The sequence below is a fragment of the Pseudomonas sp. c313 genome, from assembly GCF_055407145.1.
In genome coordinates, this window is sequence record NZ_JBUZRD010000001.1 from 425,097 (window position 1) to 446,898 (window position 21,802).

Annotated in this window: 23 protein-coding genes; 7 read left to right on the forward strand and 16 right to left on the reverse strand. The window is 59.2% G+C overall.

The features are described 5' to 3' along the window. Positions 1-21 precede the first annotated feature (21 nt). From ACZRKZ_RS02050 to pdxH, 4 genes are all read left to right on the forward strand, one after another. A complete protein-coding gene (locus ACZRKZ_RS02050) occupies positions 22-2,412 on the forward strand; it encodes a beta-galactosidase (RefSeq protein WP_463980564.1) in 2,391 nt (796 codons plus the stop codon). Between the two features lie 102 nt (positions 2,413-2,514). Beyond that, entirely contained in the window at positions 2,515-3,660 is a 1,146-nt protein-coding gene (locus tag ACZRKZ_RS02055) for a serine hydrolase domain-containing protein (protein ID WP_463980565.1), read from the forward strand. Between the two features lie 156 nt (positions 3,661-3,816). Further along, positions 3,817-4,965 carry an OmpA family protein gene (locus ACZRKZ_RS02060; RefSeq protein ID WP_463980566.1) on the forward strand — a complete coding sequence of 383 codons (1,149 nt, stop codon included), beginning with the start codon at positions 3,817-3,819 and terminating at the stop codon, positions 4,963-4,965. A 21-nt stretch (positions 4,966-4,986) separates the two neighbouring features. After that, positions 4,987-5,634 carry a pyridoxamine 5'-phosphate oxidase gene (pdxH, locus tag ACZRKZ_RS02065; RefSeq protein ID WP_463980567.1) on the forward strand — a complete coding sequence of 216 codons (648 nt, stop codon included), beginning with the start codon at positions 4,987-4,989 and terminating at the stop codon, positions 5,632-5,634. A 49-nt stretch (positions 5,635-5,683) separates the two neighbouring features. Here the strand turns inward: pdxH and ACZRKZ_RS02070 are convergent, their stop codons facing one another. Further along, positions 5,684-5,929, reverse strand: a complete 246-nt coding sequence (locus tag ACZRKZ_RS02070) for a hypothetical protein (protein WP_133099369.1) — start codon at positions 5,927-5,929, stop codon at positions 5,684-5,686. A gap of 157 nt (positions 5,930-6,086) precedes the next feature. Between ACZRKZ_RS02070 and ACZRKZ_RS02075 the strand changes: the two genes are divergently transcribed. Continuing rightward, positions 6,087-6,551: an outer membrane lipoprotein gene (locus ACZRKZ_RS02075; protein WP_463968252.1), complete on the forward strand. Its 465-nt coding sequence runs from the start codon at positions 6,087-6,089 to the stop codon at positions 6,549-6,551. Positions 6,552-6,643: 92 nt separating this feature from the next. Here ACZRKZ_RS02075 and ACZRKZ_RS02080 read toward each other — a convergent pair whose 3' ends face one another. The 4 genes from ACZRKZ_RS02080 to nhaA all read right to left on the reverse strand — a co-directional run bounded on the left by ACZRKZ_RS02080 (position 6,644) and on the right by nhaA (position 9,821). After that, positions 6,644-6,997, reverse strand: coding sequence for a hypothetical protein (locus ACZRKZ_RS02080; RefSeq protein ID WP_463980568.1), 354 nt, complete (start codon positions 6,995-6,997; stop codon positions 6,644-6,646). Further along, on the reverse strand, positions 6,994-7,245 hold the full coding sequence (locus ACZRKZ_RS02085; RefSeq protein ID WP_133099367.1) for a pyocin S6 family toxin immunity protein: 252 nt from the start codon (positions 7,243-7,245) through the stop codon (positions 6,994-6,996). The genes ACZRKZ_RS02080 and ACZRKZ_RS02085 overlap by 4 nt, the downstream gene beginning before the upstream one ends. 13 nt (positions 7,246-7,258) lie before the next feature. Then, positions 7,259-8,476 carry an S-type pyocin domain-containing protein gene (locus ACZRKZ_RS02090; RefSeq protein WP_463980569.1) on the reverse strand — a complete coding sequence of 406 codons (1,218 nt, stop codon included), beginning with the start codon at positions 8,474-8,476 and terminating at the stop codon, positions 7,259-7,261. A gap of 157 nt (positions 8,477-8,633) precedes the next feature. Further along, positions 8,634-9,821: a Na+/H+ antiporter NhaA gene (gene nhaA, locus ACZRKZ_RS02095; RefSeq protein WP_463968255.1), complete on the reverse strand. Its 1,188-nt coding sequence runs from the start codon at positions 9,819-9,821 to the stop codon at positions 8,634-8,636. 215 nt (positions 9,822-10,036) lie between these two features. Here nhaA and ACZRKZ_RS02100 point away from each other — a divergent pair, with 215 nt between their 5' ends. Continuing rightward, positions 10,037-11,131 carry a PLP-dependent cysteine synthase family protein gene (locus tag ACZRKZ_RS02100; protein WP_463980570.1) on the forward strand — a complete coding sequence of 365 codons (1,095 nt, stop codon included), beginning with the start codon at positions 10,037-10,039 and terminating at the stop codon, positions 11,129-11,131. Between the two features lie 85 nt (positions 11,132-11,216). Here the strand turns inward: ACZRKZ_RS02100 and ACZRKZ_RS02105 are convergent, their stop codons facing one another. The 3 genes from ACZRKZ_RS02105 to ACZRKZ_RS02115 all read right to left on the reverse strand — a co-directional run bounded on the left by ACZRKZ_RS02105 (position 11,217) and on the right by ACZRKZ_RS02115 (position 14,283). After that, on the reverse strand, positions 11,217-12,830 hold the full coding sequence (locus ACZRKZ_RS02105) for an NAD(P)/FAD-dependent oxidoreductase (protein ID WP_463980571.1): 1,614 nt from the start codon (positions 12,828-12,830) through the stop codon (positions 11,217-11,219). 106 nt (positions 12,831-12,936) lie between these two features. After that, complete coding sequence (locus ACZRKZ_RS02110) at positions 12,937-13,608, reverse strand: COG3650 family protein (RefSeq protein WP_463968258.1); 672 nt, start codon at positions 13,606-13,608, stop codon at positions 12,937-12,939. 75 nt (positions 13,609-13,683) lie between these two features. Then, on the reverse strand, positions 13,684-14,283 hold the full coding sequence (locus ACZRKZ_RS02115) for a short chain dehydrogenase (RefSeq protein ID WP_149413043.1): 600 nt from the start codon (positions 14,281-14,283) through the stop codon (positions 13,684-13,686). A gap of 106 nt (positions 14,284-14,389) precedes the next feature. On the opposite strand from ACZRKZ_RS02115, the gene ACZRKZ_RS02120 reads away from it, so the two are divergent. Continuing rightward, positions 14,390-15,298, forward strand: coding sequence for a LysR family transcriptional regulator (locus ACZRKZ_RS02120; protein WP_350613557.1), 909 nt, complete (start codon positions 14,390-14,392; stop codon positions 15,296-15,298). Here the strand turns inward: ACZRKZ_RS02120 and ACZRKZ_RS02125 are convergent. The 8 genes from ACZRKZ_RS02125 to livH all read right to left on the reverse strand — a co-directional run bounded on the left by ACZRKZ_RS02125 (position 15,295) and on the right by livH (position 21,591). Continuing rightward, positions 15,295-15,780, reverse strand: coding sequence for a DoxX family protein (locus ACZRKZ_RS02125; protein WP_463968260.1), 486 nt, complete (start codon positions 15,778-15,780; stop codon positions 15,295-15,297). The two genes, ACZRKZ_RS02120 and ACZRKZ_RS02125, sit on opposite strands and share 4 nt — an antisense overlap. Then, positions 15,777-16,553 (reverse strand): HvfC/BufC N-terminal domain-containing protein, encoded by a 777-nt coding sequence (locus ACZRKZ_RS02130; protein WP_463980572.1) that lies wholly within the window; start codon positions 16,551-16,553, stop codon positions 15,777-15,779. Before ACZRKZ_RS02130 ends, ACZRKZ_RS02125 begins: the two co-directional genes overlap by 4 nt. Further along, positions 16,550-17,428 (reverse strand): MNIO family bufferin maturase, encoded by an 879-nt coding sequence (bufB, locus tag ACZRKZ_RS02135; RefSeq protein ID WP_463980573.1) that lies wholly within the window; start codon positions 17,426-17,428, stop codon positions 16,550-16,552. Before bufB ends, ACZRKZ_RS02130 begins: the two co-directional genes overlap by 4 nt. A gap of 25 nt (positions 17,429-17,453) precedes the next feature. Further along, positions 17,454-17,759, reverse strand: a complete 306-nt coding sequence (locus tag ACZRKZ_RS02140) for a BufA1 family periplasmic bufferin-type metallophore (protein WP_463968263.1) — start codon at positions 17,757-17,759, stop codon at positions 17,454-17,456. A 189-nt stretch (positions 17,760-17,948) separates the two neighbouring features. Then, complete coding sequence (locus ACZRKZ_RS02145; protein ID WP_133099355.1) at positions 17,949-18,650, reverse strand: ABC transporter ATP-binding protein; 702 nt, start codon at positions 18,648-18,650, stop codon at positions 17,949-17,951. Further along, positions 18,651-19,418, reverse strand: a complete 768-nt coding sequence (gene livG, locus ACZRKZ_RS02150) for a high-affinity branched-chain amino acid ABC transporter ATP-binding protein LivG (protein WP_463968264.1) — start codon at positions 19,416-19,418, stop codon at positions 18,651-18,653. Further along, positions 19,415-20,671, reverse strand: coding sequence for a high-affinity branched-chain amino acid ABC transporter permease LivM (locus tag ACZRKZ_RS02155; protein ID WP_463980574.1), 1,257 nt, complete (start codon positions 20,669-20,671; stop codon positions 19,415-19,417). Before ACZRKZ_RS02155 ends, livG begins: the two co-directional genes overlap by 4 nt. Continuing rightward, a complete protein-coding gene (gene livH / locus ACZRKZ_RS02160; protein WP_133099352.1) occupies positions 20,668-21,591 on the reverse strand; it encodes a high-affinity branched-chain amino acid ABC transporter permease LivH in 924 nt (307 codons plus the stop codon). The genes ACZRKZ_RS02155 and livH overlap by 4 nt, the downstream gene beginning before the upstream one ends. Positions 21,592-21,802: the final 211 nt, after the last annotated feature.

Here is a 21,802-nt window from a genome sequence, read left to right on the forward strand (position 1 = left end):
GTTTGGGAGAACCTTGTTCGTATGATTCGCTCGCTGCCCGCCATTTTTGCCTTGCTGTTCGCCGCGCCGTTACTGGCGGCCCCTGCCGGACAACAAACGCTGTTCAACTTTGTCCGTCCTGCCGACGTGGTCAAAGTGGCGACCCAGGACGCCAGCCTGCCGCAATACAATGCCGAGCAAACCCCTGAAGGCGAAGTGCTGCGCCGTATTACCTTCAATCCGGCGGCCGAGCCGAGCTTGGTACTCAGCCCGCAAAGTGGTGCCTGGGACTGGTCGCAGTCCAGCGCCATGAGCTTGCGTATCCAGAGTGCGATGGACTGGGCACTGACCCTCTACGTCAAGGTCCAGAGCAATGACGGCAAGACTCTGGTCAGCCGCATCGACTTGCCGGCCGGCCCTGCGCAAACCCTACTGATTCCCCTGCAAGCCAACTCGCCCTTGAGCCAGGGCATGAAGGCCGGGCCGCCGATGCCGATCACTGTCGACGGCCAGCGGGTGTTGTTGGCCAGCAGCAACGGTGAGATCGACCGCAGCCAGGTGGTGTCGGTCACGTTGTCGATGATCAAGCCCAATGTTGCCCAAAGTATTCTGCTGGAGCGTTTTGGCGTGCAGGACAGCGAGCCGGTGTTCAAGGCCGCCTATGGTGATTTGGTGGACACCTATGGGCAGTCCAACCGGGCCCGCTGGCCGGAGAAAGTCAGCAGCGACGAGCAACTCAAGGCCGCCGCGGCCAAGGAACAACAACAACTCAAAGGTTGGCTCGCCGAGCGCGACCGCTCCTCGTTGGACAAATTCGGCGGCTGGACCAAAGGCCCAGCCTTCGAGGCTAGCGGTTTTTTCCACACTGAAAAGCGCGACGGGCGCTGGTATCTGGTGACCCCGCTGGGCCATCCGTTCTATTCCCTGGGCGTCAACACCGTGACCCCGGACAACAGTCAGACCTACGTCGCTGGCCGCGAGTGGATGTTTGGTGCACTGCCCAAGTCCGGTGAGCCTTTCGACAAATACTACGGCAGCAGCGATAACCGCAGCGGCAACGGCGCCGATCAAGGTCGCAGCTTCAATGTCGGGCGCTGGTATGACTTTTATGGCGCGAACCTGCAACGCACCTACGGGCAATCTTGCGTGCCGGCCAGTGACAAGGCAGGGGTAGCAGAGGCGGCCAAGGCCAAGGCCGATGCGGCGCAAACCGGGCCTGTTGTTGCCCCTTGCACGCCGGAAGGTTTTGATCAGAAGCGCTGGCTTAGCCACACACTGGATCGCTTGCAAGCCTGGGGTTTCAACACGGTGGGCAATTGGAGCGATCCCAACCTTGGGACGGCTGACCGCGTGCCCTACACTTTGGCGCTGTCGATTGTCGGCGACTACGCCAGCATCAGCACTGGCACCGACTGGTGGGGCGGCATGCCCGACCCGTTCGACCCGCGCTTTGCCATGGCCACCGAACGCGCCGTGGCCATTGCCGCCCGCGACCATCGTGACGATCCCTGGTTGATCGGCTTCTTTGCCGACAACGAACTGGCCTGGGCCGGCCCCGGTAACGACGCAAAATCTCGGTATGCCCTGGCATACGGCACCCTGCGCATGACCACCGACGTGCCGGCCAAGCGTGCGTTTCTCAAGCAGTTGCGAGACAAGTACCGTAACCAGGCAGGCCTGTCGAAAGCCTGGGGCATTGACCTGCCGGCCTGGGAGCTGATGGAAGACCCCGGCTTCGTGCCGCCGATGCCCGATCCTGAGCACCCGGAAATCGAAGCGGACTTCAGATACTTTCAAAAGACCTTCGCCGATGCTTACTTCAAGACCATCTCCGACGCGCTGAAATGGCACGCGCCCAACCAGTTGCTGCTGGGTGGCCGATACGCCGTCAGCACTCCGGAAGCGGTGGCCTCCTGCGCGCAGTATTGCGATGTGCTGAGCTTCAACATGTACACCCTCAAACCCCAGGACGGTTACGACTTCGCGGCCTTGCAAACACTGGACAAACCGGTGTTGATCACCGAGTTCAACTTTGGCTCAGCAGACCGTGGCCCGCTCTGGGGCGGTGTGACGCAATTGGCAAAAGAAGAAGACCGTGGCCCGGCTTACGCCAACTTCCTCAAGCAGGCCATGGCTGAACCCTCGATTGTCGGCGTGCACTGGTTCCAGTATCTGGACCAGCCGGTCACCGGTCGCCTGCTGGACGGTGAAAACGGCCACTTCGGTTTGGTGGGGATCACTGATGTGCCGTTCCAGGGTTTTGTCGACAGCGTGCGTAAAAGCAACCTTGCGGCAATTGATCAATTGGGCAAGGAAGCGCAAACGACCAAGGCTGCAGCCCATGTGGGTGAGGGTGGGAAACCTGGACATGAAGGCAAGGCTGCCGGGCAGGGCAGCGGTCATGCCGGTGGGCATTCGGGGAACGGTCACTGATCGCTCCAGCCCATCAATCATGACGGCGACGGGTTCCCAAATTCCTTAATGGCTGGAACAATGTCCGCCACTTTATGCAGGACTTTTTCGAGGGGGATTTAGGTGCAGATTCAGGGTCATTACGAACTTCAGTTCGAAGCAGTGCGTGAAGCCTTTGCCGCGCTGTTCGACGACCCTCAGGAACGCGGCGCGGCGCTGTGCATCCAGGTTGGCGGGGAAACTGTCCTGGACCTGTGGGCCGGCACTGCCGACAAGGACGGTGCCGAGGCCTGGCACAGCGACACGATCGCCAACCTGTTTTCTTGCACCAAGACCTTCACCGCCGTCACGGCTCTACAACTGGTTGCCGAAGGCAAATTGCAACTGGATGCTCCCGTTGCCAACTACTGGCCACAATTCGCCGCTGCCGGCAAAGAATCCATCACCTTGCGCCAATTGCTTTGCCATCAGGCCGGCTTGCCCGCGCTGCGCGAAACGCTGCCGGCCGAAGCACTGTATGACTGGCAAATGATGACTGACGCCTTGGCCGCCGAAGCACCCTGGTGGACGCCCGGAGAAGGCCATGGCTACGCCGCCATCACCTATGGCTGGCTGGTGGGGGAGTTGCTGCGTCGTGCTGACGGGCGTGGCCCGGGAGAGTCCATTGTGGCGAGGGTTGCACGCCCATTGGGCCTGGACTTTCACATCGGGTTGGCGGACGAAGAATTTTATCGGGTTGCCCATATTGCCCGCGGTAAAGGCAATGTTGGCGATGAAGCGGCCCAGCGTTTACTGCAAGTAACAATGCGTGAACCTGCGGCCATGACGACCCGTGCATTTACCAATCCACCGTCTATTCTGACTAGTACTAACAAACCTGAATGGCGGCGCATGCAGCAGCCGGCGGCAAATGGTCACGGTAATGCCCGCAGCCTGGCGGGTTTTTATAGTGGTCTGCTGGACGGTAGTTTGTTGGAAGCCGATATGCTTGAGCAACTCACCCGCGAGCACAGTATCGGTGAAGATAAAACCTTATTGACGAAAACCCGGTTTGGCCTGGGCTGCATGTTGGATCAACCGCACGTGCCTAATGCGACGTTTGGCCTTGGCCCACGTGCCTTTGGGCATCCTGGAGCCGGTGGTTCTGTGGGGTTTGCCGATCCGGAATATGATGTAGCGTTTGGTTTTGTGACCAATACACTGGGGCCTTATGTACTTATGGACCCACGGGCGCAAAAGTTGGTAAGAATATTGGCCGGTTGTCTGTAAATAGCTTGCTGTTTGGCGTTTTTTTGTTACAAAGACGCTGACATAAAACGCTGGGCCAAAAGACGCTGGGCGAAATGTTGTAACTTTATTGTTCTAGACGCATCTGTTTAACGGGCCATTCAGGCCCCTGATTTTTTCTCATTTTGTGGATATCTCATGTTATCGAACAAGTCTTTGGCACTGGCGCTCTGCCTCACTATTACTGGCTGTGCACAAACACCACAAAATGATGCCGAAGGCGGGCATTGGTGGTCGCTGGGTTCCGACAAGGCCGCGACCAAGGACGCCGCTCCCCAGGCTGATGCCAAACCGGTTGCCAAGCCTGCCGCGACTGCCAAGGCTGATGCGCCTGTAACCCCAGCTGCGGCACCTGCGCCAGTTGCCAAGGCGGACACCGGCTCCAGCTGGTGGCCTTTCTCCTCGAAAAGCGCCGATGCCAAGGCTGCCGATGCCAAGGCTGACCTCAAGGCGGCAACGCCTGCACCGACTGGTGCGCCCGTCGTCGCCAAGGCCGATACCGGCACCAAGTGGTGGTGGCCGTTTGAAAGCAAGCCAAAACCCCTGAGTAAGGTCGACGTAACCAACGTCCCGATGCCAGACCCGAAAATCACCCAAGCCTGGCTGGATGACTATGAGCCGCGCCTGCGCGCTGCCATCAAGGGCAGCAACCTGCAACTTGAGCGTCGCGACAGCGTCCTGGTGGTGATCGCCCCGGTTGACGGCTCTTACAACCCCAAGCGCCCGGCGATGTTGCTGCCGGTGACCTTGGGCCCGTTCACTCGGGTTGCCAAGGCTGTTGAAGGTGATCCAAAGACCGCCGTGCTGGTCCTGGGCCATATCGATGCCACTGGCGCCGCGCCACAGAGCCAGGCGCTGACCAAGGAACGTGCACAGTCCATCGCTTCGATTTTCAGCCTCAGCGGCTTGAGGCAAGACCGCCTGATGCTGCGTGGCATGGGCGACATGATGCCCCGTGCAGCCAACGACAGTACCCAAGGCCGTGCCCTGAACCGTCGCATGGAAATCATGTTTACCCAGCGCACCACCATGTTGGCCTTGCTCAGCAAGTACAACTCGGGTAACCCGCCGAAACCTGAACTGATCGCAGTGCAGGACGTTCCGGCGCCTGCCGCTGCAGCCCCTAAAAAGGCCGTTGCCGCGAAAAAAGCGCCAGCCGCCAAGAAAGCCGCAGCCAAGCCTGCCGCCAAAAAAGCGCCAGCCAAAGCGGCTGCGAAAAAAGCAGCGCCGGCCAAGGCTGCAGCGCCAGCGAAGAAAGCTGCTTCCAGCGACCAGGCAAAAAACTGATTGAGTGAGAAGGAAAGCCGCATGACCCAAGCCTTGGCTGATATGCGCCGTGACTACACACGGGACGGTTTGACCGAGGCCCAGGCCCCGAATGAACCGTTTGCCTTGTTCCACCAGTGGTTCAGCGACGCGGTCAAGACCGAGCAGCCACCAGTAGAAGCCAACGCCATGACCCTGGCGACGGTCGACCAGGACGGTCGGCCTCATTGCCGGGTCCTGCTGCTCAAAGGGCTGGATGCACAGGGCTTTACCTTTTTCAGCAATTATCAGAGTGCCAAGGGTGAGCAACTGGCGGCGCGTCCCTTTGCCGCCATGACCTTCTTCTGGCCGACCCTGGAGCGCCAGGTTCGGATTGAGGGCCGAGTGCTCAAGGTGACGCCCGAGGAATCGGATGCTTACTATCAGGTTCGCCCGCTGGGCAGCCGCCTGGGGGCGTGGGCCTCGCCGCAAAGCAGGGTCATCCGCAATCGCGAAGAGTTGCAGGACTTGCTCAAGGCTACCGAGCAACGCTTCAGCGATACCCAGCCGGATTGTCCTGAACATTGGGGCGGCTATCGCCTGTTGCCGGAGCGCATCGAATTCTGGCAGGGCCGGCCGAGTCGCTTGCATGATCGCTTGAACTTCCGCTTGCAGGGTGCCGACTGGACCCGTGAGCGGCTGGCGCCCTGAAAGCAGCTTTTGTTACCCCATCTGAATGTTGCACAGAAGGCCCAAGCCTCTATTCAGAGGCTTTGGATGGGTACTGCTGCGCAGCGTCTTGCAGCCATTGCGGTAAATTCTTGCGTTTGACCTTCTCGTTTCTGGCGCGGTCCAACTGTTGCAGCATGAAGGTGCGCTTGTGTGGATCATCTCCGGCCAGGGACAACGCTAGGTCTCGGTCCATCCAGCGCTTGATCCTGACGTACAACCACCAGTGGAAGTACAGGCCGGCAACGGTGGTGGCTACAATGATGAAGTAGTCCATGAAAATCCTTGTGGTGGCGAAGGTGCTACCGTTCGTCGAGGTTTGCGATACAGCCTGTCTGTACTGGGGCTGAATGAAAGCAATTTTCTGCGGGCCATGCCGTGACAGGCGTCAAGCTGCGGAGTTTAATGAATACCTGTCCTTTGGAGTTGATGCTATGCGTAAGTCTGTTTTGCTGGTTGCCTGCTTTACCACCATGTCGTTGCTGCTGGGTGGCTGCGCCTCCAGTCTGACCGGCGACTCCTACTCCCGTGACGAAGCGCGTCGTGTACAGACTGTTCGCATGGGCACCATCGAATCCCTGCGCCCAGTGAAGATCGAAGGTACCAAGACTCCAATCGGCGGCGCTGCTGGTGCAGTCATCGGCGGCGTCGGCGGCAGCGCCATCGGCGGCGGTCGTGGCAGCATTGTGACCGCAGTCATCGGCGCTGTTGCCGGCGGCCTGCTGGGTTCGGCCACCGAAGAAGGCCTGACCCGCACCCAAGGCGTTGAAGTCACTGTTCGTGAAGACGACGGCAGCATGCGCGCCTATGTCCAGGCTGTTCAGGAAAATGAAATCTTCCGCATCGGCGATCGTGTGCGCATCATGACGGTTGACGGCACCAGCCGCGTGACTCGTTAAGAGTAAGGCAGCAGTAAAAGAAAACCCCAACCGGGTGACTGGTTGGGGTTTTTTGTTGGTGGAGTTGGCATGTGTGATTGTTCGAGGACGGCTCAAATGAACATTTCAATATCGTCCATGGCGTCGGATATTGTCCCATTCAACGACGGGTATTTCTCTCCTGCGTCATGAAGTGCAGGTAGTACCTTATCCATTTCCAACTCGCCGAATCGGCGAGCCAGATGGCCCAGCGCAGTGATGGCTGGGGCCATGAGATGCTCTTTTGAGTTACTCATATAGTGAAGACATATTTGTTGGGCCCATGCGCCGTCAGGTTCGTAAAGGCCGATGGATATAAGCGCAGTACCAATGTCAGCTTCATTTTGACTGTGGAGAAGAATCACGACTTCATCGTGGGACATGAATGGATCATGATAAATCAGCCCAATGTTTTGAGTTTCTTTCATTGCAGTATCCGGGCTCCGATGAAGTATTCCAAGTCATCGGGGAAGGTAATATTGAGCAACACCGCCAACTGCGTTACCTGGCTTTTTGTGAGCTCCAACTCACCAGGGTCCAGGTCCTCCAGAGGTTTTGATTCTGTGATTTGGGCAGCGGCTTGATTAAGCTGATCTCCTTTTATATCGAATTCGAATTGCAACGAGTCATCCTGTTTTTCGTCAGGGTAGAAACCGGTAATTGATAGGTAGGTCATGGTTGCATTCTCGTTATTGTCGAGTAGTTGTTCTGCCTGGCTTTGCTGGGCCGGTCTGTTGGCCGGTTATATGGTTGAACTCTCCAAGGTGAATCGCAAACCGGTCAAACTTCTCTACAGCTCTGCTTTTATAGTCCCATTCGTAGATTTTCCCTTTTCTATCGACCCACCTTGCCCTTTTTTTGCCTCCACCCTGAACGAAGGACTTAGATTTAACCCTCAATGCATCGGGGAAGGCTGGTAGTGTTTTAGGAGCCTCGTAGTAGTCATGGTCCCCCGGTCGAACGCTGACCACCACATAAAGCGGCCTAACCCCCGAATCCGCCGGAAACACCAGGATGAAATCCTTGTACTCCGGCGGGTAGATCGGATCGACGATGATGTTGTCAGCCGCCTCAGTCGGCGGGTATACCCAGATATGAGGAGCCTGCGGCGCAGCCTCCAACGCAGGGATGCCCACGGTGTCAGAAGGGTCGACGGCAGGCGTCCAGATCAGCTCAACGCCATCACCCAGGTCAGCCACCTGTTGTGTGTCGCGCAGACCAAATTGCACGACATCAACCATTTCCCAATCGCGATTTTTACCGGTGTAGAAGGCATATCCCTTGAGCGTACCGTCGGCTTGTTGCTCGACGTGCAGGCGAACCCGTGTGCGTGCTCTGGGCATTGAGCGCAGTTGATCGTCGCTGTAGAGGGCGCTGTCGCCGAGGCTGGAAGGCCAGAGCAGGGCGACCATTCCGACCATGAGGCCTGCTGCGACAGTCCCTGCTCCCGCTGCTGCACGGGTCGCGGCCTCGCAAGCAACGACAATGGCGGAGCCGCCCAGAGACAACGTTCCCAGCCCGGTTGGCGGTGCCTTGCCGGCTATTTTTCTCAGCCGTAATACACCTGCTTCATCTACTTCCTGACCGCCGAGCAATACAGAGTCGCCGTAATCCGCGAGGCGCTCGGTGGGGATGTAACCGGAAGGGTTGTGGAAGTCGATGAATGCGTCCTGCAGGTTGCAGGACTTGGCAAATACGCAGCCAACGACGGGCGGTTGCGTTGGTTGCGGCTCAACCTTGCGGCTGATCTCGTAAGCCTGTTGGCGGGCGAGCATGGCTTCGTATGAAAGTTGGCTGGCCTCACGATCAGCCAGTTCGCGCTCGTTCATGTGTTCGAGGCGTCGGTAACCACCGGTACCGGTCCCATAGGACCGCCAGACCTGGGGTACATCCTTGTTGTTTGCCATCGAGCCCTCCAGGCTTGCCTCATAACGACGTCCGGCGTTGGAGCCGGGAGCACGACGTTATTGCAAGCGGAGGAGGGTGGATGTAGGACTGATCTGTGAGGCGGCGCGGAATCGGCCGAGGGGTAGAGGGAGCCGGCAAGCCGGCCCCCAAAGGGTGCTAGGGCTGAATCACCGCCTGCTTGCGACTGGCCATTGCCGTCACCGCATAGCCAATCAACGCCGCTAATATCGAACCGGTCAGGATGCCCATCCGGTCCATACCAGCGTATTCACTGCTGCCCGGCACAAATGCCAGCGAGCCGACAAACAGGCTCATGGTGAAGCCGATGCCGCACAGTATCGCCACGCCCAACACCTGGCCCCAATTGGCGCCATTGGGCAGCACGGCAAGGCCGGTTTTTATCGCGACCCAGGTGAAGCCCAGCACGCCGACGGTTTTGCCCAACAGCAGGCCTGCAGCGATGCCCATTGGCACGTGGTGGGTGAAGCTTTCCAGGTTGACGCCGGTCAGCGAGACGCCGGCGTTGGCAAAGGCGAACAGCGGAAGGATCGCGTAGGCCACCCAGGGATGCAGTGCGTGTTCGAGGGTCAGCAGTGGCGAAGGTTCGGCATTTTTGGTGCGCAGCGGGATGCAGAACGCCAAGGTCACACCGGCCAGGGTGGCGTGCACGCCACTCTTGAGCACGCAGACCCACAGGATCAGCCCTACAATCATGTAAGGCCCCAGCTTGACGACACCGAGCCGGTTCATCGCAATCAAGGCGATCAGGCACGCGGCCGCACCGGCCAATGAAGCCCCGGACAGGTCGGCGGAGTAGAAGATCGCGATAACGATGATCGCGCCAAGGTCGTCGATGATGGCCAGGGTCATCAGGAACAACTTCAGCGACACCGGCACGCGCTTGCCCAGCAGGGCCAATACGCCCAAGGCGAAGGCAATGTCGGTGGCCATGGGAATCGCCCAGCCGCCTAGGGCTGCCGGGTTGTCCTTGTTCAGCGCCCAGTAGATCAGTGCCGGTACGACCATGCCGCCGATGGCTGCCGCACCGGGCAGTACCACTTGCGAGGGCTTGGACAATTGGCCGTCGAGCACTTCGCGTTTGACCTCAAGGCCGATCAGCAGGAAGAACAGGGCCATCAGGCCATCGTTGATCCACAACAGTGCCGGCTTGGCGATGTTCAGCGCGCCGATTTGTGCGACCACCGGGACATCGAGAAAGCTCGCGTAAAAGTGCGACAGCGGTGAGTTGTTAATGATCAGCGCCAAAGCAGCGGCAGCGATCAGGAGCAGACCGCTGGCGGCTTCCAGCTGGAAGAAACGGGTGAAAGTACTACGCAGAGGCAAGGGATGCTCTCCAATCAAGGTTCAGTAGGGGGTACCCTAACTCGTACCGTTAGTTGTTAAAACAAAAGTTATATTCTATTTTGTTATAAGCCGAGAGCTTGGTCGACATTGCGCCAAAACCTAGCAGTTATGTGTCCAATTGAGTCTGGACTGTATCTGTGTGAAATGTAGGAAACATCCTAAGATCGAAGCTGAAACCCTTAGAGAAACCGATCATGAGCGACAACCGACCGTGGGCCCGCGAAGCCATCCGCATCATTGAGGCGGACTTCCAGCGCAGTGCCGACACTCACCTGATTCCCCTGCCGCTGCCGGGCTTGCCGGGTATCGAGTTGTACTTCAAGGATGAGTCCAGCCACCCCACCGGCAGCCTGAAACACCGGCTGGCTCGTTCATTGTTCCTCTACGCCCTGTGTAATGGCTGGCTCAAGGCTGGCGCGCCGGTGATCGAGGCGTCCAGTGGCTCCACGGCCATTTCCGAAGCGTACTTTGCCCGTTTGCTGGGCTTGCCGTTTATCGCGGTGATGCCGGCCACCACCTCCCAGGAAAAAATTGCTCAGATCGCCTTCTATGGCGGCAAGAGTCATCTGGTGCAGGACCCCACGCAAATCTACGCCGAGTCTGAGCGTCTGGCCCAGGAAAGTGGCGGTCACTTTATGGACCAGTTCACCTACGCCGAGCGTGCCACCGACTGGCGAGCGAACAACAACATTGCCGAGTCGATCTTCCAGCAGCTGCGTTTCGAGCGCCATCCAGAGCCGAGCTGGCTGATTTCCAGCCCTGGCACCGGAGGCACCACGGCGACGCTGGGGCGTTATGTGCGTTATCGCCAGCATTGCACCCGTGTGTTGTGCGCCGATGCCGAGCGTTCGGTGTTCTTTGACTATTACCTGACCGGGGATGCGAGCTTGCGCTTGGACTGCGGTTCGCGGATCGAAGGTATTGGTCGGCCTCGGGTGGAAGCGTCGTTCCTGCCAAAAGTGATCGACGCGATGGTCAAGGTGCCGGACGCCTTGTCCTTGGCAGCTATGCATTACCTGGCGCAGCGTTTGGGGCGGCGGGTAGGTGGTTCCAGCGGCACCAACTTGATTGGGGCGTTGATTGCTGCGCAGCAGATGAAGGCGGCGGGGGAGTCGGGGTCGATCGTGGCCATCTTGTGTGATGGCGGGGAGCGTTATGGCACCACCTATTACGACCAGGCTTGGCTGGCGGGGCAGGGGTATGAACTGGAGGGCTTGATGGCAACCGTTGCGGCCAGTGTTGAGCGAGGAGAGGCGCTGCCGGACAGCGTGTTGCGCGCCAATATTTGAGGGGCAGCAGCAGGCTTCAAGCTACAAGAAAAAGCAGGTCAGCACCTGCTTCTAACTTGCAGCTTGCAGCTTGCAGCTTGCAGCTTCAGCCCTGGCTGGCCAATATATCCCGGGCCAGTGCCTCGGCAATCCGAATCCCATCGACACCCGCCGACAAAATTCCACCGGCATAACCGGCGCCTTCGCCGGCCGGAAACAGGCCTTTCACGTTCACACTCTGCATCGATTCGTCGCGAGTAATCCGCAGCGGCGATGAAGTGCGGGTCTCGATCCCGGTCAGGACCGCGTCGTTCAACGAGTAGCCTTTGATCTGCTTCTCGAATGCGGGCAAGGCTTCGCGGATGGCCTCGATGGCGAAGTCCGGCAAGGCCAGGGCCAAGTCACCTAGGGCCACGCCTGGCTTGTAGGACGGTTCGACACTGCCGATAACCGTGGACGGTTTGCCAGCGATGAAGTCACCCACCAGTTGCGCCGGGGCGTCGTAATTGCTGCCGCCAAGGATGAATGCGTGGGACTCCAGGCGCTCCTGCAACTCGATGCCCGCCAGGGGGCCGCCCGGATAATCCACTTCCGGGGTGATACCCACCACGATCCCGGAGTTGGCATTGCGTTCGTTACGCGAATACTGGCTCATGCCGTTGGTCACGACACGGTTTGGCTCGGAGGTCGCGGCTACTACCGTGCCGCCAGGGCACATGCAGAAGCTGTAGACCGAACGACCGTTCTTGGCGTGGTGTACCAACTTGTAGTCGGCAGCGCCCAGTTTCGGGTGCCCGGCATACTTGCCCAGGCGTGCGGCGTCGATCAGCGACTGCGGGTGCTCGATACGGAAGCCCACCGAGAACGGCTTGGCTTCCATGTGCACGCCACGACCGTGGAGCATGCGGAAGGTGTCGCGGGCGCTATGGCCCAGGGCGAGGATCACGTGTTTCGAAAGAATCTGCTCGCCGCCATCGATGACGACGCCGTTCAACTGACCGTCTTCGATCAACACGTCGGTCACGCGCTGTTCAAAGCGCACTTCACCGCCCATGGCGATGATCTGATGGCGCATGTTTTCCACTACGCCAGTGAGCCGGAACGTACCGATGTGCGGTTTGCTGACGTAGAGGATTTCTTCCGAAGCACCGGCCTTGACGAACTCGTGCAGGACTTTGCGACCGTGGAATTTCGGGTCCTTGATCTGGCTGTAGAGCTTGCCGTCGGAAAAGGTCCCGGCGCCGCCTTCACCGAATTGCACGTTGGATTCGGGGTTGAGCACGCCTTTTCGCCACAGGCCCCAGGTGTCCTTGGTGCGCTGGCGCACTTCACGGCCACGTTCGAGGATGATCGGCTTGAAGCCCATCTGCGCCAGCAACAGTCCGGCAAAAATCCCGCAGGGGCCGAAGCCGACGACGATTGGCCGCTCGGTCAGACCTTGCGGTGCCTGGCCCACGACTTTGTAGCTGACGTCGGGTGCCGGATTGATGTTGCGGTCATCGGCGAATTTGATCAGCAGGGCAGCTTCGCCCTTGACGTCCAGATCGACGGTGTAGATGAAGCACAGCTCTGACGTTTTTTTGCGGGCGTCGTAGCTGCGTTTGAACAGGGTGAAATCGAGCAGGTCATCACTGGCGATGCCCAGGCGCTGCACGATGGCGGGCCGCAGGTCTTCTTCGGGATGGTCGATGGAGAGCTTGAGTTCGGTGATTCGTAACATGACAGGATCCGGTGTGCGGCGTTTGATGAGGCCGGCAGTTTTGCAAACCGGCGATTATAAGCCCCAATGGCGATTTCCCGTCATGTTAAAACAGCGCAGGGCCGAATCAATCGTCCCGTGAGCCGCCAAACGCCGCGCAGCCACGCTGTACCTGGCCGTTTACCCGCAACTCGGCGCTCATGTGTTGTAGGCTGCCGCTGACGCTGTCGACACAACGTTGTGGGGCGACCCACAGTTCGATGTGCTGGTTGTTGGCTTCGGTCATAAGGTTGAAACGGCCATCACCCAACTGCTCTTCCACATAGGGTACCGGCAACGGCTGCTGGCCTTCACGTATCAGCACCATGCCCTTGGCGGTGACGCTCAGCGACCAGGCTGGCTTGTGGCCATTGGCGCGCAGGATCATGCGCTTGAAGTCCGGGTCGTCACAGGCGGAGGTCGAACGCTCGACGCGATAGAGTTGTTGCAGGTCGACCTGGCCTTGGGTGCCGGTGGCGACGCCCGAGAACTTGCCCCGCAGGTCGGCGAACAGCGCGCCTTGCTGGCCGGCGAGGGAGGCCGCTTCCTGGAGGATGCTGGTGCCGCCAGTGTCATTGACCACGTAGTTACGTTGGTCGTGGCAGGGCTGGAACAGCAGCTTGTCACCGATGGCCGTTAGCTCACCCTGCATGCGGGTCAGGCCCGTGAGGGAGGGCTTGGCCGGCTCGCTGTCGAACATCTGGCAGGCGGTGAACAGCGGTAGCAGGGCAAAAAGAATGAGGGTACGGGCGGCACGCATTATCGGGTCTCCTGATAAGTGCCGCCACGTTACGCAGGCTGAGGGTGCATCACAAGTCTGGGACACACGTTGAGTTCAACCAATGATGTATGTCTGCCCCGTTTGCATGCCTTCCACACTTTTCGCGTAAGCCAATGCCACATCCGCCGCCGGCACTGGCTTGAAACCACGAAAGTACGGGGCATAGCTGCCCATGGCTTCCAGCAGCACGTTTGGGCTCACCGAGTTGATGCGCAGGCCACGCGGCAACTCAATGGCTGCGGCCTTTACGAATGCATCAAGGGCGCCATTGACCAGGGCTGCCGAGGCGCCCATGCGAATCGGGTCGCGGTTGAGGATGCCGCTGGTGAAGGTGAACGATGCGCCGTCGTTGGCGAATTCGCGGCCGATCAGCAGCAGGTTGACCTGGCCCATCAGCTTGTCTTGCAAACCCAGGTCGAAGTCGGTTTCGCTCATGTCCGCCAAGGGCACGAAGTTGACGTTGCCGGCAGCGCAGACCAGGGCATCGAACGTGCCGGTCTGCTGGAACAACGTACGGATTGAGGCGCTGTCGCTGATATCGACCTGGAAATCGCCGCTTTTGCGACCGATGGTGATCACGTCGTGGCGCTGGGACAGTTCTGCCTTGACCGCCGAGCCGATAGTGCCGCTGGCGCCAATCAATAGGATTTTCATCGTGTCGTTCCTCCAGTTGTTCAGGTGAAGCTTCAGTCTAGAGTGGTTTTTTCTGCTGATAAGCGCACTAATGGGCAACCTTTGGTTTTCAATTGGAAACAATCCCATGAGCGAAATGGATGACCTTGCGGCGTTTGCGGTGTTGATCGAAGCCGGCAGCTTTACCTTGGCGGCCCAGCAATTGGGCTGCAGCAAAGGCCAACTGTCCAAGCGCATCAGCCAATTGGAGGCGCAGTTTTGTGTGGTGTTGCTGCATCGCACCACCCGTAGGCTTAGCCTGACGGCTGCGGGTGCGGCGTTGTTGCCTCAAGCCCAGGCTCTGGTGGTCCAAGTCGAGCGGGCGCGTCAGGCGTTGGCCCGACTTAAGGACGATTTGGCTGGTCCCGTGCGTATGACGGTTCCGGTCTCTTTGGGCGAAACCTTCTTCGACGGCCTGTTGCTGGAGTTCTCCCGGCAGTACCCGCAGGTGCAGATTGAGTTGGAGCTCAACAACAGTTATCGCGACCTGGCGCGGGATGGCTTTGATCTGGCAGTGCGTTCAGAAGTTGCCAACGATGAGCGGCTGGTGGCCAAGCCACTGCTGGCCTGGCACGAGATGACCTGCGCCAGCCCGGCCTATCTGGAACAGCATGGCGAACCGGCGACTCCAGCGGACCTGGTCGGGCATAGCTGTCTGCTCAACAGCCACTACAGTGGCCGCGAAGAATGGTTGTATCACCAGCAACATGAACTGTTGCGTGTCCGGGTGTCCGGGACCTTCGCCTCCAACCATTACAACCTGCTGAAAAAAGCGGCACTGGTGGGCGCCGGCATCGCGCGTCTGCCGTCATATGTATTGCAGGCGGAATTGGCTGACGGCCGACTGCGCTGGCTCCTGCGCGACTATCAGACTCGCAGCATGCCGATGTATCTGGTCCATCCCTACCAGGGTGGCTTGCCGAGACGTACCCAGGTGCTCGCGGACTACCTGGTGGGTTGGTTCAAACGCAGTGGTGAGGCCCTGGATCAACTTTAGCGGTAGCGCCGGGCAATCAACTGATCAATGGACAAGCGCCCAGGTCCCTTGGCCATCAATACCAGCAGCAGGGCAATCCAGGTGCCGTGGGTCGGGTAGGCATCCGGGTAGACGAACAACTGAATGGTCAGGGTCATGCCTAACAGTGCCAATGCCGAAAAGCGTGTGGCGAACCCCACCAGGATCATGATCGGGAAAAAGTGCTCGGCGAAGGTCGCCATATATGCGGCCATCTCCGGCGACAGCAGGGGCACCTGATATTCACTGCGAAACAGCGGCAGGGTGGAATTCGCCAGGTGAGGCACGCCCAGTTGCAACGTTCCGTCGACCACGTCCACGGCAAAACCTTCGACTTTGGTCTGGCCGGATTTCCAGAACACTGCGGCAATGGAAAAACGTGCGACAAAGGCGATCAAGCTGTAGGGGATTTTCTCGAAGCACTGGATGACCCGTGCGATCAGACTCGGTGTATGGGTGTTCATGGTTGTACCTTCTTTTCGGTGTGCAAATGAGTAATGGCTCCGTGACCAATCAGCAGCGCCAGGCATTTATGCAGGTCGAATTCGGTGGCTGCGTCTAGGGCGTAAGCCATGGCCATCTCCAGCGGCCAGTCGTTGTTCAGGCTGTTGATAAACGCCACCGAACCGATGTCTACGGTGAAGACCTCGACCTCCAGGCCGTTGCGCAGAACCAGGGCACTTTGTGCCTGCAAGGGGTTGAGGGTGGACAGGGATGACTCCGTCTGGTGCGCAGCCCATAACGCCACTACGGCGTAGGCCGAGTTCAATGTGGCGAGGGACGGGTGCAATTGCAGGCGCAGATTTCCCAAAGACGATTGATGCTGCAGATTCGCAATCACGGTTTGCTGATCCAGTGCCGGCGTGTCGGCCGCGTGATAGGCCCTAACCCGCAAGCACTCCAGCCGCGCCACATCGGCCAGGTAAGGCAGGCTGGCGGCGGGTGCAAAGCCCTGGATGAAACTTGCGAAATCACTGCCGTACTCGTTGAGCACCGGGCTGGTGGGAGGGAATGCCTGGACATAAATTCCGGCCATGGCCTGAAAAAACTCATCCCCTACCAGTTGCCGGATAACCGGATAACCATCGGCCAGCGCGTTGATCAAGGAGCTGTGGACGTTGTTGCGATAGACCGCAAAGCGGCTGGCCGGATTGGCGCCGTTGCTGCTGAAAATACCTTCAGGGCATACCGGGTCCGACGCCAGCAGCGCCTTGGCAAACGAGTCCTGCCAGCTCATGAGCGCACCTCGACGGCCTGCAGGTACTGGTCGGCCTGGTGCGCTTCGGCGTGCAACACGGCAAATGCGGGCACCTGGTTGTCTCGCTCGATCAGGGTGGCAACTGGCCCGATGCGTTCAAGGACGTGCTGATAGAGGCGCCATACGGCGTTATCAATAGGCGCGCCGTGATCATCGATAAGCAGGCGATCACCGAGGCTGTCGGTGTCTTCGGCAAACCCTGCCAGATGAATCTCACCTACGGCCTGCAGCGGCAAGGCATTGATGTAGGCAAGGGGATCGCGCTGGTGGTTGATGCATGAGACGTACACATTGTTGACGTCCAGCAACAGGCTGCAGCCGGTGCGACGAACGACTTCGCTGATGAAGTCCGTTTCGTCCAGCGTGGAGCGCCGAAACTGCAGGTACGTCGACGGGTTCTCCAGCAGCATTTGCCGCTTGAGGGTGGTTTGTACCTGGTCGATGTGTTCACACACTCGGTCGAGTGCGGCGTTGTCATAGGCCAACGGCAACAAGTCGTTGAGAAACACCGGGCCATGGCTGGACCAGGCCAGGTGTTCGGAAAAGGATTGGGGTTGATAGCGTTCGATCAGTGTGGCCAGGCGTGCGAGGTGCTCGCGGTTCAGCGGGCCTTCGCCGCCGATGGACAGGCCAACGCCGTGCAGTGACAGCGGATACTGTTCGCGGATCAACCCCAGGTAGTGATGAAAAGGCCCGCCGGCCACCATGTAGTTTTCGGCGTGGACTTCAAAAAAACCGATGTCGGGCAAGGTCTTGAGCACTTGCGTGAAGTGCTCGCTCTTGAGCCCCAGGCCAGCCCGGCGAGGAAGGCCGGGCGCCTGAGCGGAGACGCTGCACAGGGATGAAAGAGTCATCGTCAGTACTCAGGCTTGTGTGGTCTCAGGACTTGGCTTTGAAGGCTTCCATCTGGCCGAAGCCGGTCGGCGAGGTTTGGCTTTTCAGGGTGGTGCAGGTGCCTTTGGGAACCAGACTCCAGGCATTGGCCTGGAAGTCGGTTTTCGAGGTGCCGGCACAGGTGGTACCCGCGCCCGCGGCGCAGTCGTTCTTGCCTTTCAAGGCGACGCCGAAGCATTTTTCCATGTCATCGGCTGCGTGGGCGGTGGTGGTCAGGGCGCTCAGGCTCAGGGCGGAACCCAGGGCCAGGACGAGGGTGGCGGCGGACAGCGAGCGAGTGGTGGTGGTCATGGTGTTTCTCCAGCAGTGGGTTGAGTAAGGAAGCGTTTGTGCTTGCTTACACCACTAGAGAAAGGGGAAAAGGGATCGTTACAAACTCGTTTGAAAATAATTCAAACCCGGCCATCCAGAATGATGGGAACGATCAGCGACAGGAACAAAAAAACGGCCCGAAGACCGTTTTTGTGATGCCGCGCTTGGTTAACCGCCCAGATACGCCTCACGCACCTTCGGATCGGTCAGCAATTGTTCACCGCTGCCCTGCATCACCACCCGGCCGTTTTCCAGCACATAGGCGCGGTCGGCGATTTTCAGCGCCTGGTTGGCGTTCTGCTCCACCAGGAACACCGTTACACCGTCCTTGCGCAGTTGTTCGATGATGTCGAAAATCTGCTGGATGATGATCGGCGCCAGCCCCAGGGACGGCTCGTCCAGGAGCAACAGCTTGGGTTTGCTCATCAGTGCCCGACCGATGGCGAGCATTTGCTGCTCGCCGCCGGACATGGTGCCGCCACGCTGGCTGAAGCGTTCCTTGAGCCGTGGAAAGAGGTGCAACACCTTGTCCATCTGCTCCTGGTAATCTCCCTTGTCGGTAAAGAACCCGCCCATGGCCAGGTTTTCTTCCACGGTCAGGCGGGCAAACACCCGACGACCTTCCGGCACCACGGCAATACTCTTGCGCATGATGTTCGAGGAATGCTGGCCCACCAGCTCTTCACCCATGTAGCGGATGCTACCGCTGTGAGCCTGGGGCGAACCGCACAAGGTCATCAGTAGGGTAGATTTACCGGCACCGTTGGCGCCGATCAGGGTGACGATCTCACCCTGGCGCACTTCGACGTTGACGTCATGCAGGGCCTGGATCTTGCCGTAGAAAGTGGAAACGTTTTCGAATTGCAGCATTTACGCTTCCCCCAAATAGGCTTTGATCACTTCCGGATTGTCGCGGATCTGTTCCGGCGTTCCGTCGGCCAGTGGCGTGCCCTGGTTGATCACGACGATGTGGTCGGAAATGCTCATGACCAGTTTCATATCGTGTTCGATCAGCAGCACGGTCGCGTTGTTTTCTTCACGCAGCACACCGATCAACGCCTTGAGGTCTTCGGTTTCCTTGGGGTTCAGGCCGGCGGCGGGTTCGTCGAGCATGAGGATCCGCGGGCGGGTCATCATGCAGCGGGCGATTTCCAGGCGACGTTGCTGACCGTAGGCAAGAGTCCCGGCAGGACGGTTGGCAAACTCGGTGAGGTTGACCTTGTCCAGCCAGTACGCGGCGTATTCCATGGCCTCGCGTTCGCTTTTGCGGAACGCGGGGGTCTGGAACAGGCCCGCCAGGAAGTTGGTGTTCAGGTGACGATGCTGGGCGATCAACAGGTTCTCGACCGCCGTCATGTCCTTGAACAAGCGCACGTTCTGGAAGGTGCGCACCACGCCCTTGCGGGCGATCTCGTGGCCAGCCAGGCCCTGAATGGGCTGGCCGTCCAGCAGGATGCTGCCACCGCTGGGCTTGTAGAAGCCGGTCAGGCAGTTGAACACCGTGGTCTTGCCGGCACCGTTAGGACCAATCAACGCCACGACCTGTTTTTCCTTTACGGTCAGGGCCACGCGGTTGACCGCCAGCAAGCCGCCGAAGCGCATGCTCAAGTTTTCGACTTTCAGGATCTCGCGGCTCATTTGCGCAACTCCATGTGTGGACGTTGCATGGGCAGCAGGCCTTGAGGACGCCAGATCATCATCAGCACCATCATGGCGCCGAACATCAACATGCGATATTCACTGAACTCACGCATCATTTCCGGCAGCAGGATCATCACGACGGCCGCCAGGATCACGCCCAACTGCGAGCCCATGCCACCCAGTACGACGATGGCGAGGATGATCGCCGACTCGATGAAGGTGAACGACTCCGGTGTCACCAGGCCCTGACGAGCAGCAAAGAAGCTGCCGGCAAAACCGGCGAACGCGGCGCCTAGGGTGAAGGCCGAGAGTTTGATCACGGTAGGATTCAGACCCAGGGCACGGCAGGCGATTTCATCTTCACGCAGCGCTTCCCAGGCGCGCCCGATGGGCATGCGCAGCAGGCGGTTGATCACGAACAGCGCCAGCAGGGCCAGCAACAACGCAACCAGGTAAAGGAAGATCACCTTGTTGATGGAGTTGTATTCCAGGCCGAAGTATTCGTGGAAGGTCTGCATGCCCTCGGCAGCCTTGCGCTCAAACGTCAGGCCGAAGAAAGTCGGCTTGTCGATGTTGCTGATGCCGTTGGGGCCGCCGGTGAGGTCGGTCATGTTGCGCAGCAACAGACGGATGATCTCACCAAAGCCCAGGGTCACGATGGCCAGATAGTCGCCCCGCAAGCGCAACACTGGGAAGCCCAGCAGGAAGCCGAAGGTGGCGGCCATCATCCCGGCGAGCGGCAGGCAGATCCAGAAGCCCCAGCCGAAGTAGTGGGACATCAACGCGTAGCTGTAGGCGCCGACGGCATAGAAGCCGACATAACCCAGGTCCAGCAGACCTGCCAGGCCTACCACGATGTTCAGGCCAAGGCCGAGCATCACGTAGATCAGGATCAGCGTGGCGATATCCACCGCGCCGCGAGAGCCGAAGAACGGCCAGACCAATGCCACCATCACCAGGCCGAGGATGATCCAGCGCTGAGTGCTTGGCAGGGTCAGGAAGTTGCTGGCCTTGGCCGGGATCAGCGGCATGTTGGGCGAGGATTTCCAGGCTGCACTGATTTGCGAATGGAAAAGCACCCGCACGAACATCAGTAGTGAGCACACGGCAATGGTCAGCAGCGTGGCAGTGCTGGTGTTATGAACTTCCAGGTTGATGCCGACGATGGTCAGTTTCAAACCCAGAACCGGGTAGGCCACGGCCCACACCAACAAGGCGCTGAACAGCGCCGATTTAAGATTGCGTGTCATACCTTTTCAACCTCCGGACGGCCGAGGATGCCGGTTGGCCGGAACAGCAGCACCAGTACCAGCAAGCCGAATGCGACGACGTCCTTGTATTGGTCGCCGAACACGTCGGCACCGAACGCTTCGGCCACACCCAGCACCAGCCCGCCGAGCATCGCGCCGGGGATACTGCCGATGCCACCGAGAACGGCAGCGGTGAAGGCCTTGAGTCCGACCAGGAAGCCGGCATTGGGGTTGATCACGCCGTATTGCATGCTCAGCAGCACTGCCGCGACGGCGGCCAGTGCGGCACCGATGACGAAGGTCAGGGCAATGATGTTGTTGGTGTTGATACCCAGCAGGTTGGCCATCTTGATGTCTTCGGCGCAGGCGCGGCAGGCGCGACCCAGGCGTGAACGGGAGATGAACAGGGTCAGGCCGAGCATGGCGAGCAGAGTCACCACGAACACCACGATCTGCATGTAGGAAATCAGCACTTCATGTGCGCCACCTGGCCCGAAGGAAATGTTGCCGGGGATCAGGTTGGGGATGGATTTGTCCTTGGAGTCTTGCGCCAGTAGAACGGTGTTCTGCAGAAAAATCGACATGCCGATGGCGGAGATCAGTGGGATAAGACGGTTACTGCCACGCAGGGGGCGATAAGCGATCCGTTCGATACTGTAGCCATAGGCACTGCAGACGACGATGCTCGCGAGAAAACCCACGGTCATCAAGAGCGGGACACTGTCGAGTCCCATCATGGTCAGCCCGGCGATGGCGATGAACGCCACGTAAGAGCCAATCATGTACACCTCGCCGTGGGCGAAGTTGATCATTCCAATGATGCCGTAAACCATCGTATAGCCGATGGCGATCAGGGCATACGTGCTGCCAACGGTCAGGCCGTTAACCAACTGCTGGAAGAAGTGATAGATGTCAGGCATTACAGCGCTCCTAAAAACCTGATACGCATTTCACTGGTGGAGTCATTTTCCCGCTCAAGCCCCGTGGATCTGCATCCACTTCGAACATGAGGTTTGCCAGCGAACCGCTGATGACGGTTTTGAGATTTTCAGGTGGGGAGACTTGCGGATCACGCAAGCGCGGCCCATTACATTCGTAAAACAAAGCCCACGGCGCACCGTGGGCTTTGTT

Excerpts from the sequence above, each read along its gene's own strand:
- ACZRKZ_RS02050 (WP_463980564.1), top strand. The coding sequence starts at position 22 with ATGATTCGCTCGCTGCCCGCCATTTTTGCCTTGCTGTTCGCCGCGCCG.
- ACZRKZ_RS02060 (WP_463980566.1), top strand. The coding sequence starts at position 3,817 with ATGTTATCGAACAAGTCTTTGGCACTGGCGCTCTGCCTCACTATTACT.
- pdxH (WP_463980567.1), top strand. The coding sequence starts at position 4,987 with ATGACCCAAGCCTTGGCTGATATGCGCCGTGACTACACACGGGACGGT.
- ACZRKZ_RS02070 (WP_133099369.1), bottom strand. The coding sequence starts at position 5,929 with ATGGACTACTTCATCATTGTAGCCACCACCGTTGCCGGCCTGTACTTC.
- ACZRKZ_RS02075 (WP_463968252.1), top strand. The coding sequence starts at position 6,087 with ATGCGTAAGTCTGTTTTGCTGGTTGCCTGCTTTACCACCATGTCGTTG.
- ACZRKZ_RS02080 (WP_463980568.1), bottom strand. The coding sequence starts at position 6,997 with ATGAAAGAAACTCAAAACATTGGGCTGATTTATCATGATCCATTCATG.
- ACZRKZ_RS02085 (WP_133099367.1), bottom strand. The coding sequence starts at position 7,245 with ATGACCTACCTATCAATTACCGGTTTCTACCCTGACGAAAAACAGGAT.
- ACZRKZ_RS02090 (WP_463980569.1), bottom strand. The coding sequence starts at position 8,476 with ATGGCAAACAACAAGGATGTACCCCAGGTCTGGCGGTCCTATGGGACC.
- ACZRKZ_RS02100 (WP_463980570.1), top strand. The coding sequence starts at position 10,037 with ATGAGCGACAACCGACCGTGGGCCCGCGAAGCCATCCGCATCATTGAG.
- ACZRKZ_RS02105 (WP_463980571.1), bottom strand. The coding sequence starts at position 12,830 with ATGTTACGAATCACCGAACTCAAGCTCTCCATCGACCATCCCGAAGAA.
- ACZRKZ_RS02110 (WP_463968258.1), bottom strand. The coding sequence starts at position 13,608 with ATGCGTGCCGCCCGTACCCTCATTCTTTTTGCCCTGCTACCGCTGTTC.
- ACZRKZ_RS02115 (WP_149413043.1), bottom strand. The coding sequence starts at position 14,283 with ATGAAAATCCTATTGATTGGCGCCAGCGGCACTATCGGCTCGGCGGTC.
- ACZRKZ_RS02120 (WP_350613557.1), top strand. The coding sequence starts at position 14,390 with ATGAGCGAAATGGATGACCTTGCGGCGTTTGCGGTGTTGATCGAAGCC.
- ACZRKZ_RS02125 (WP_463968260.1), bottom strand. The coding sequence starts at position 15,780 with ATGAACACCCATACACCGAGTCTGATCGCACGGGTCATCCAGTGCTTC.
- ACZRKZ_RS02130 (WP_463980572.1), bottom strand. The coding sequence starts at position 16,553 with ATGAGCTGGCAGGACTCGTTTGCCAAGGCGCTGCTGGCGTCGGACCCG.
- bufB (WP_463980573.1), bottom strand. The coding sequence starts at position 17,428 with ATGACTCTTTCATCCCTGTGCAGCGTCTCCGCTCAGGCGCCCGGCCTT.
- ACZRKZ_RS02140 (WP_463968263.1), bottom strand. The coding sequence starts at position 17,759 with ATGACCACCACCACTCGCTCGCTGTCCGCCGCCACCCTCGTCCTGGCC.
- ACZRKZ_RS02145 (WP_133099355.1), bottom strand. The coding sequence starts at position 18,650 with ATGCTGCAATTCGAAAACGTTTCCACTTTCTACGGCAAGATCCAGGCC.
- livG (WP_463968264.1), bottom strand. The coding sequence starts at position 19,418 with ATGAGCCGCGAGATCCTGAAAGTCGAAAACTTGAGCATGCGCTTCGGC.
- ACZRKZ_RS02155 (WP_463980574.1), bottom strand. The coding sequence starts at position 20,671 with ATGACACGCAATCTTAAATCGGCGCTGTTCAGCGCCTTGTTGGTGTGG.
- livH (WP_133099352.1), bottom strand. The coding sequence starts at position 21,591 with ATGCCTGACATCTATCACTTCTTCCAGCAGTTGGTTAACGGCCTGACC.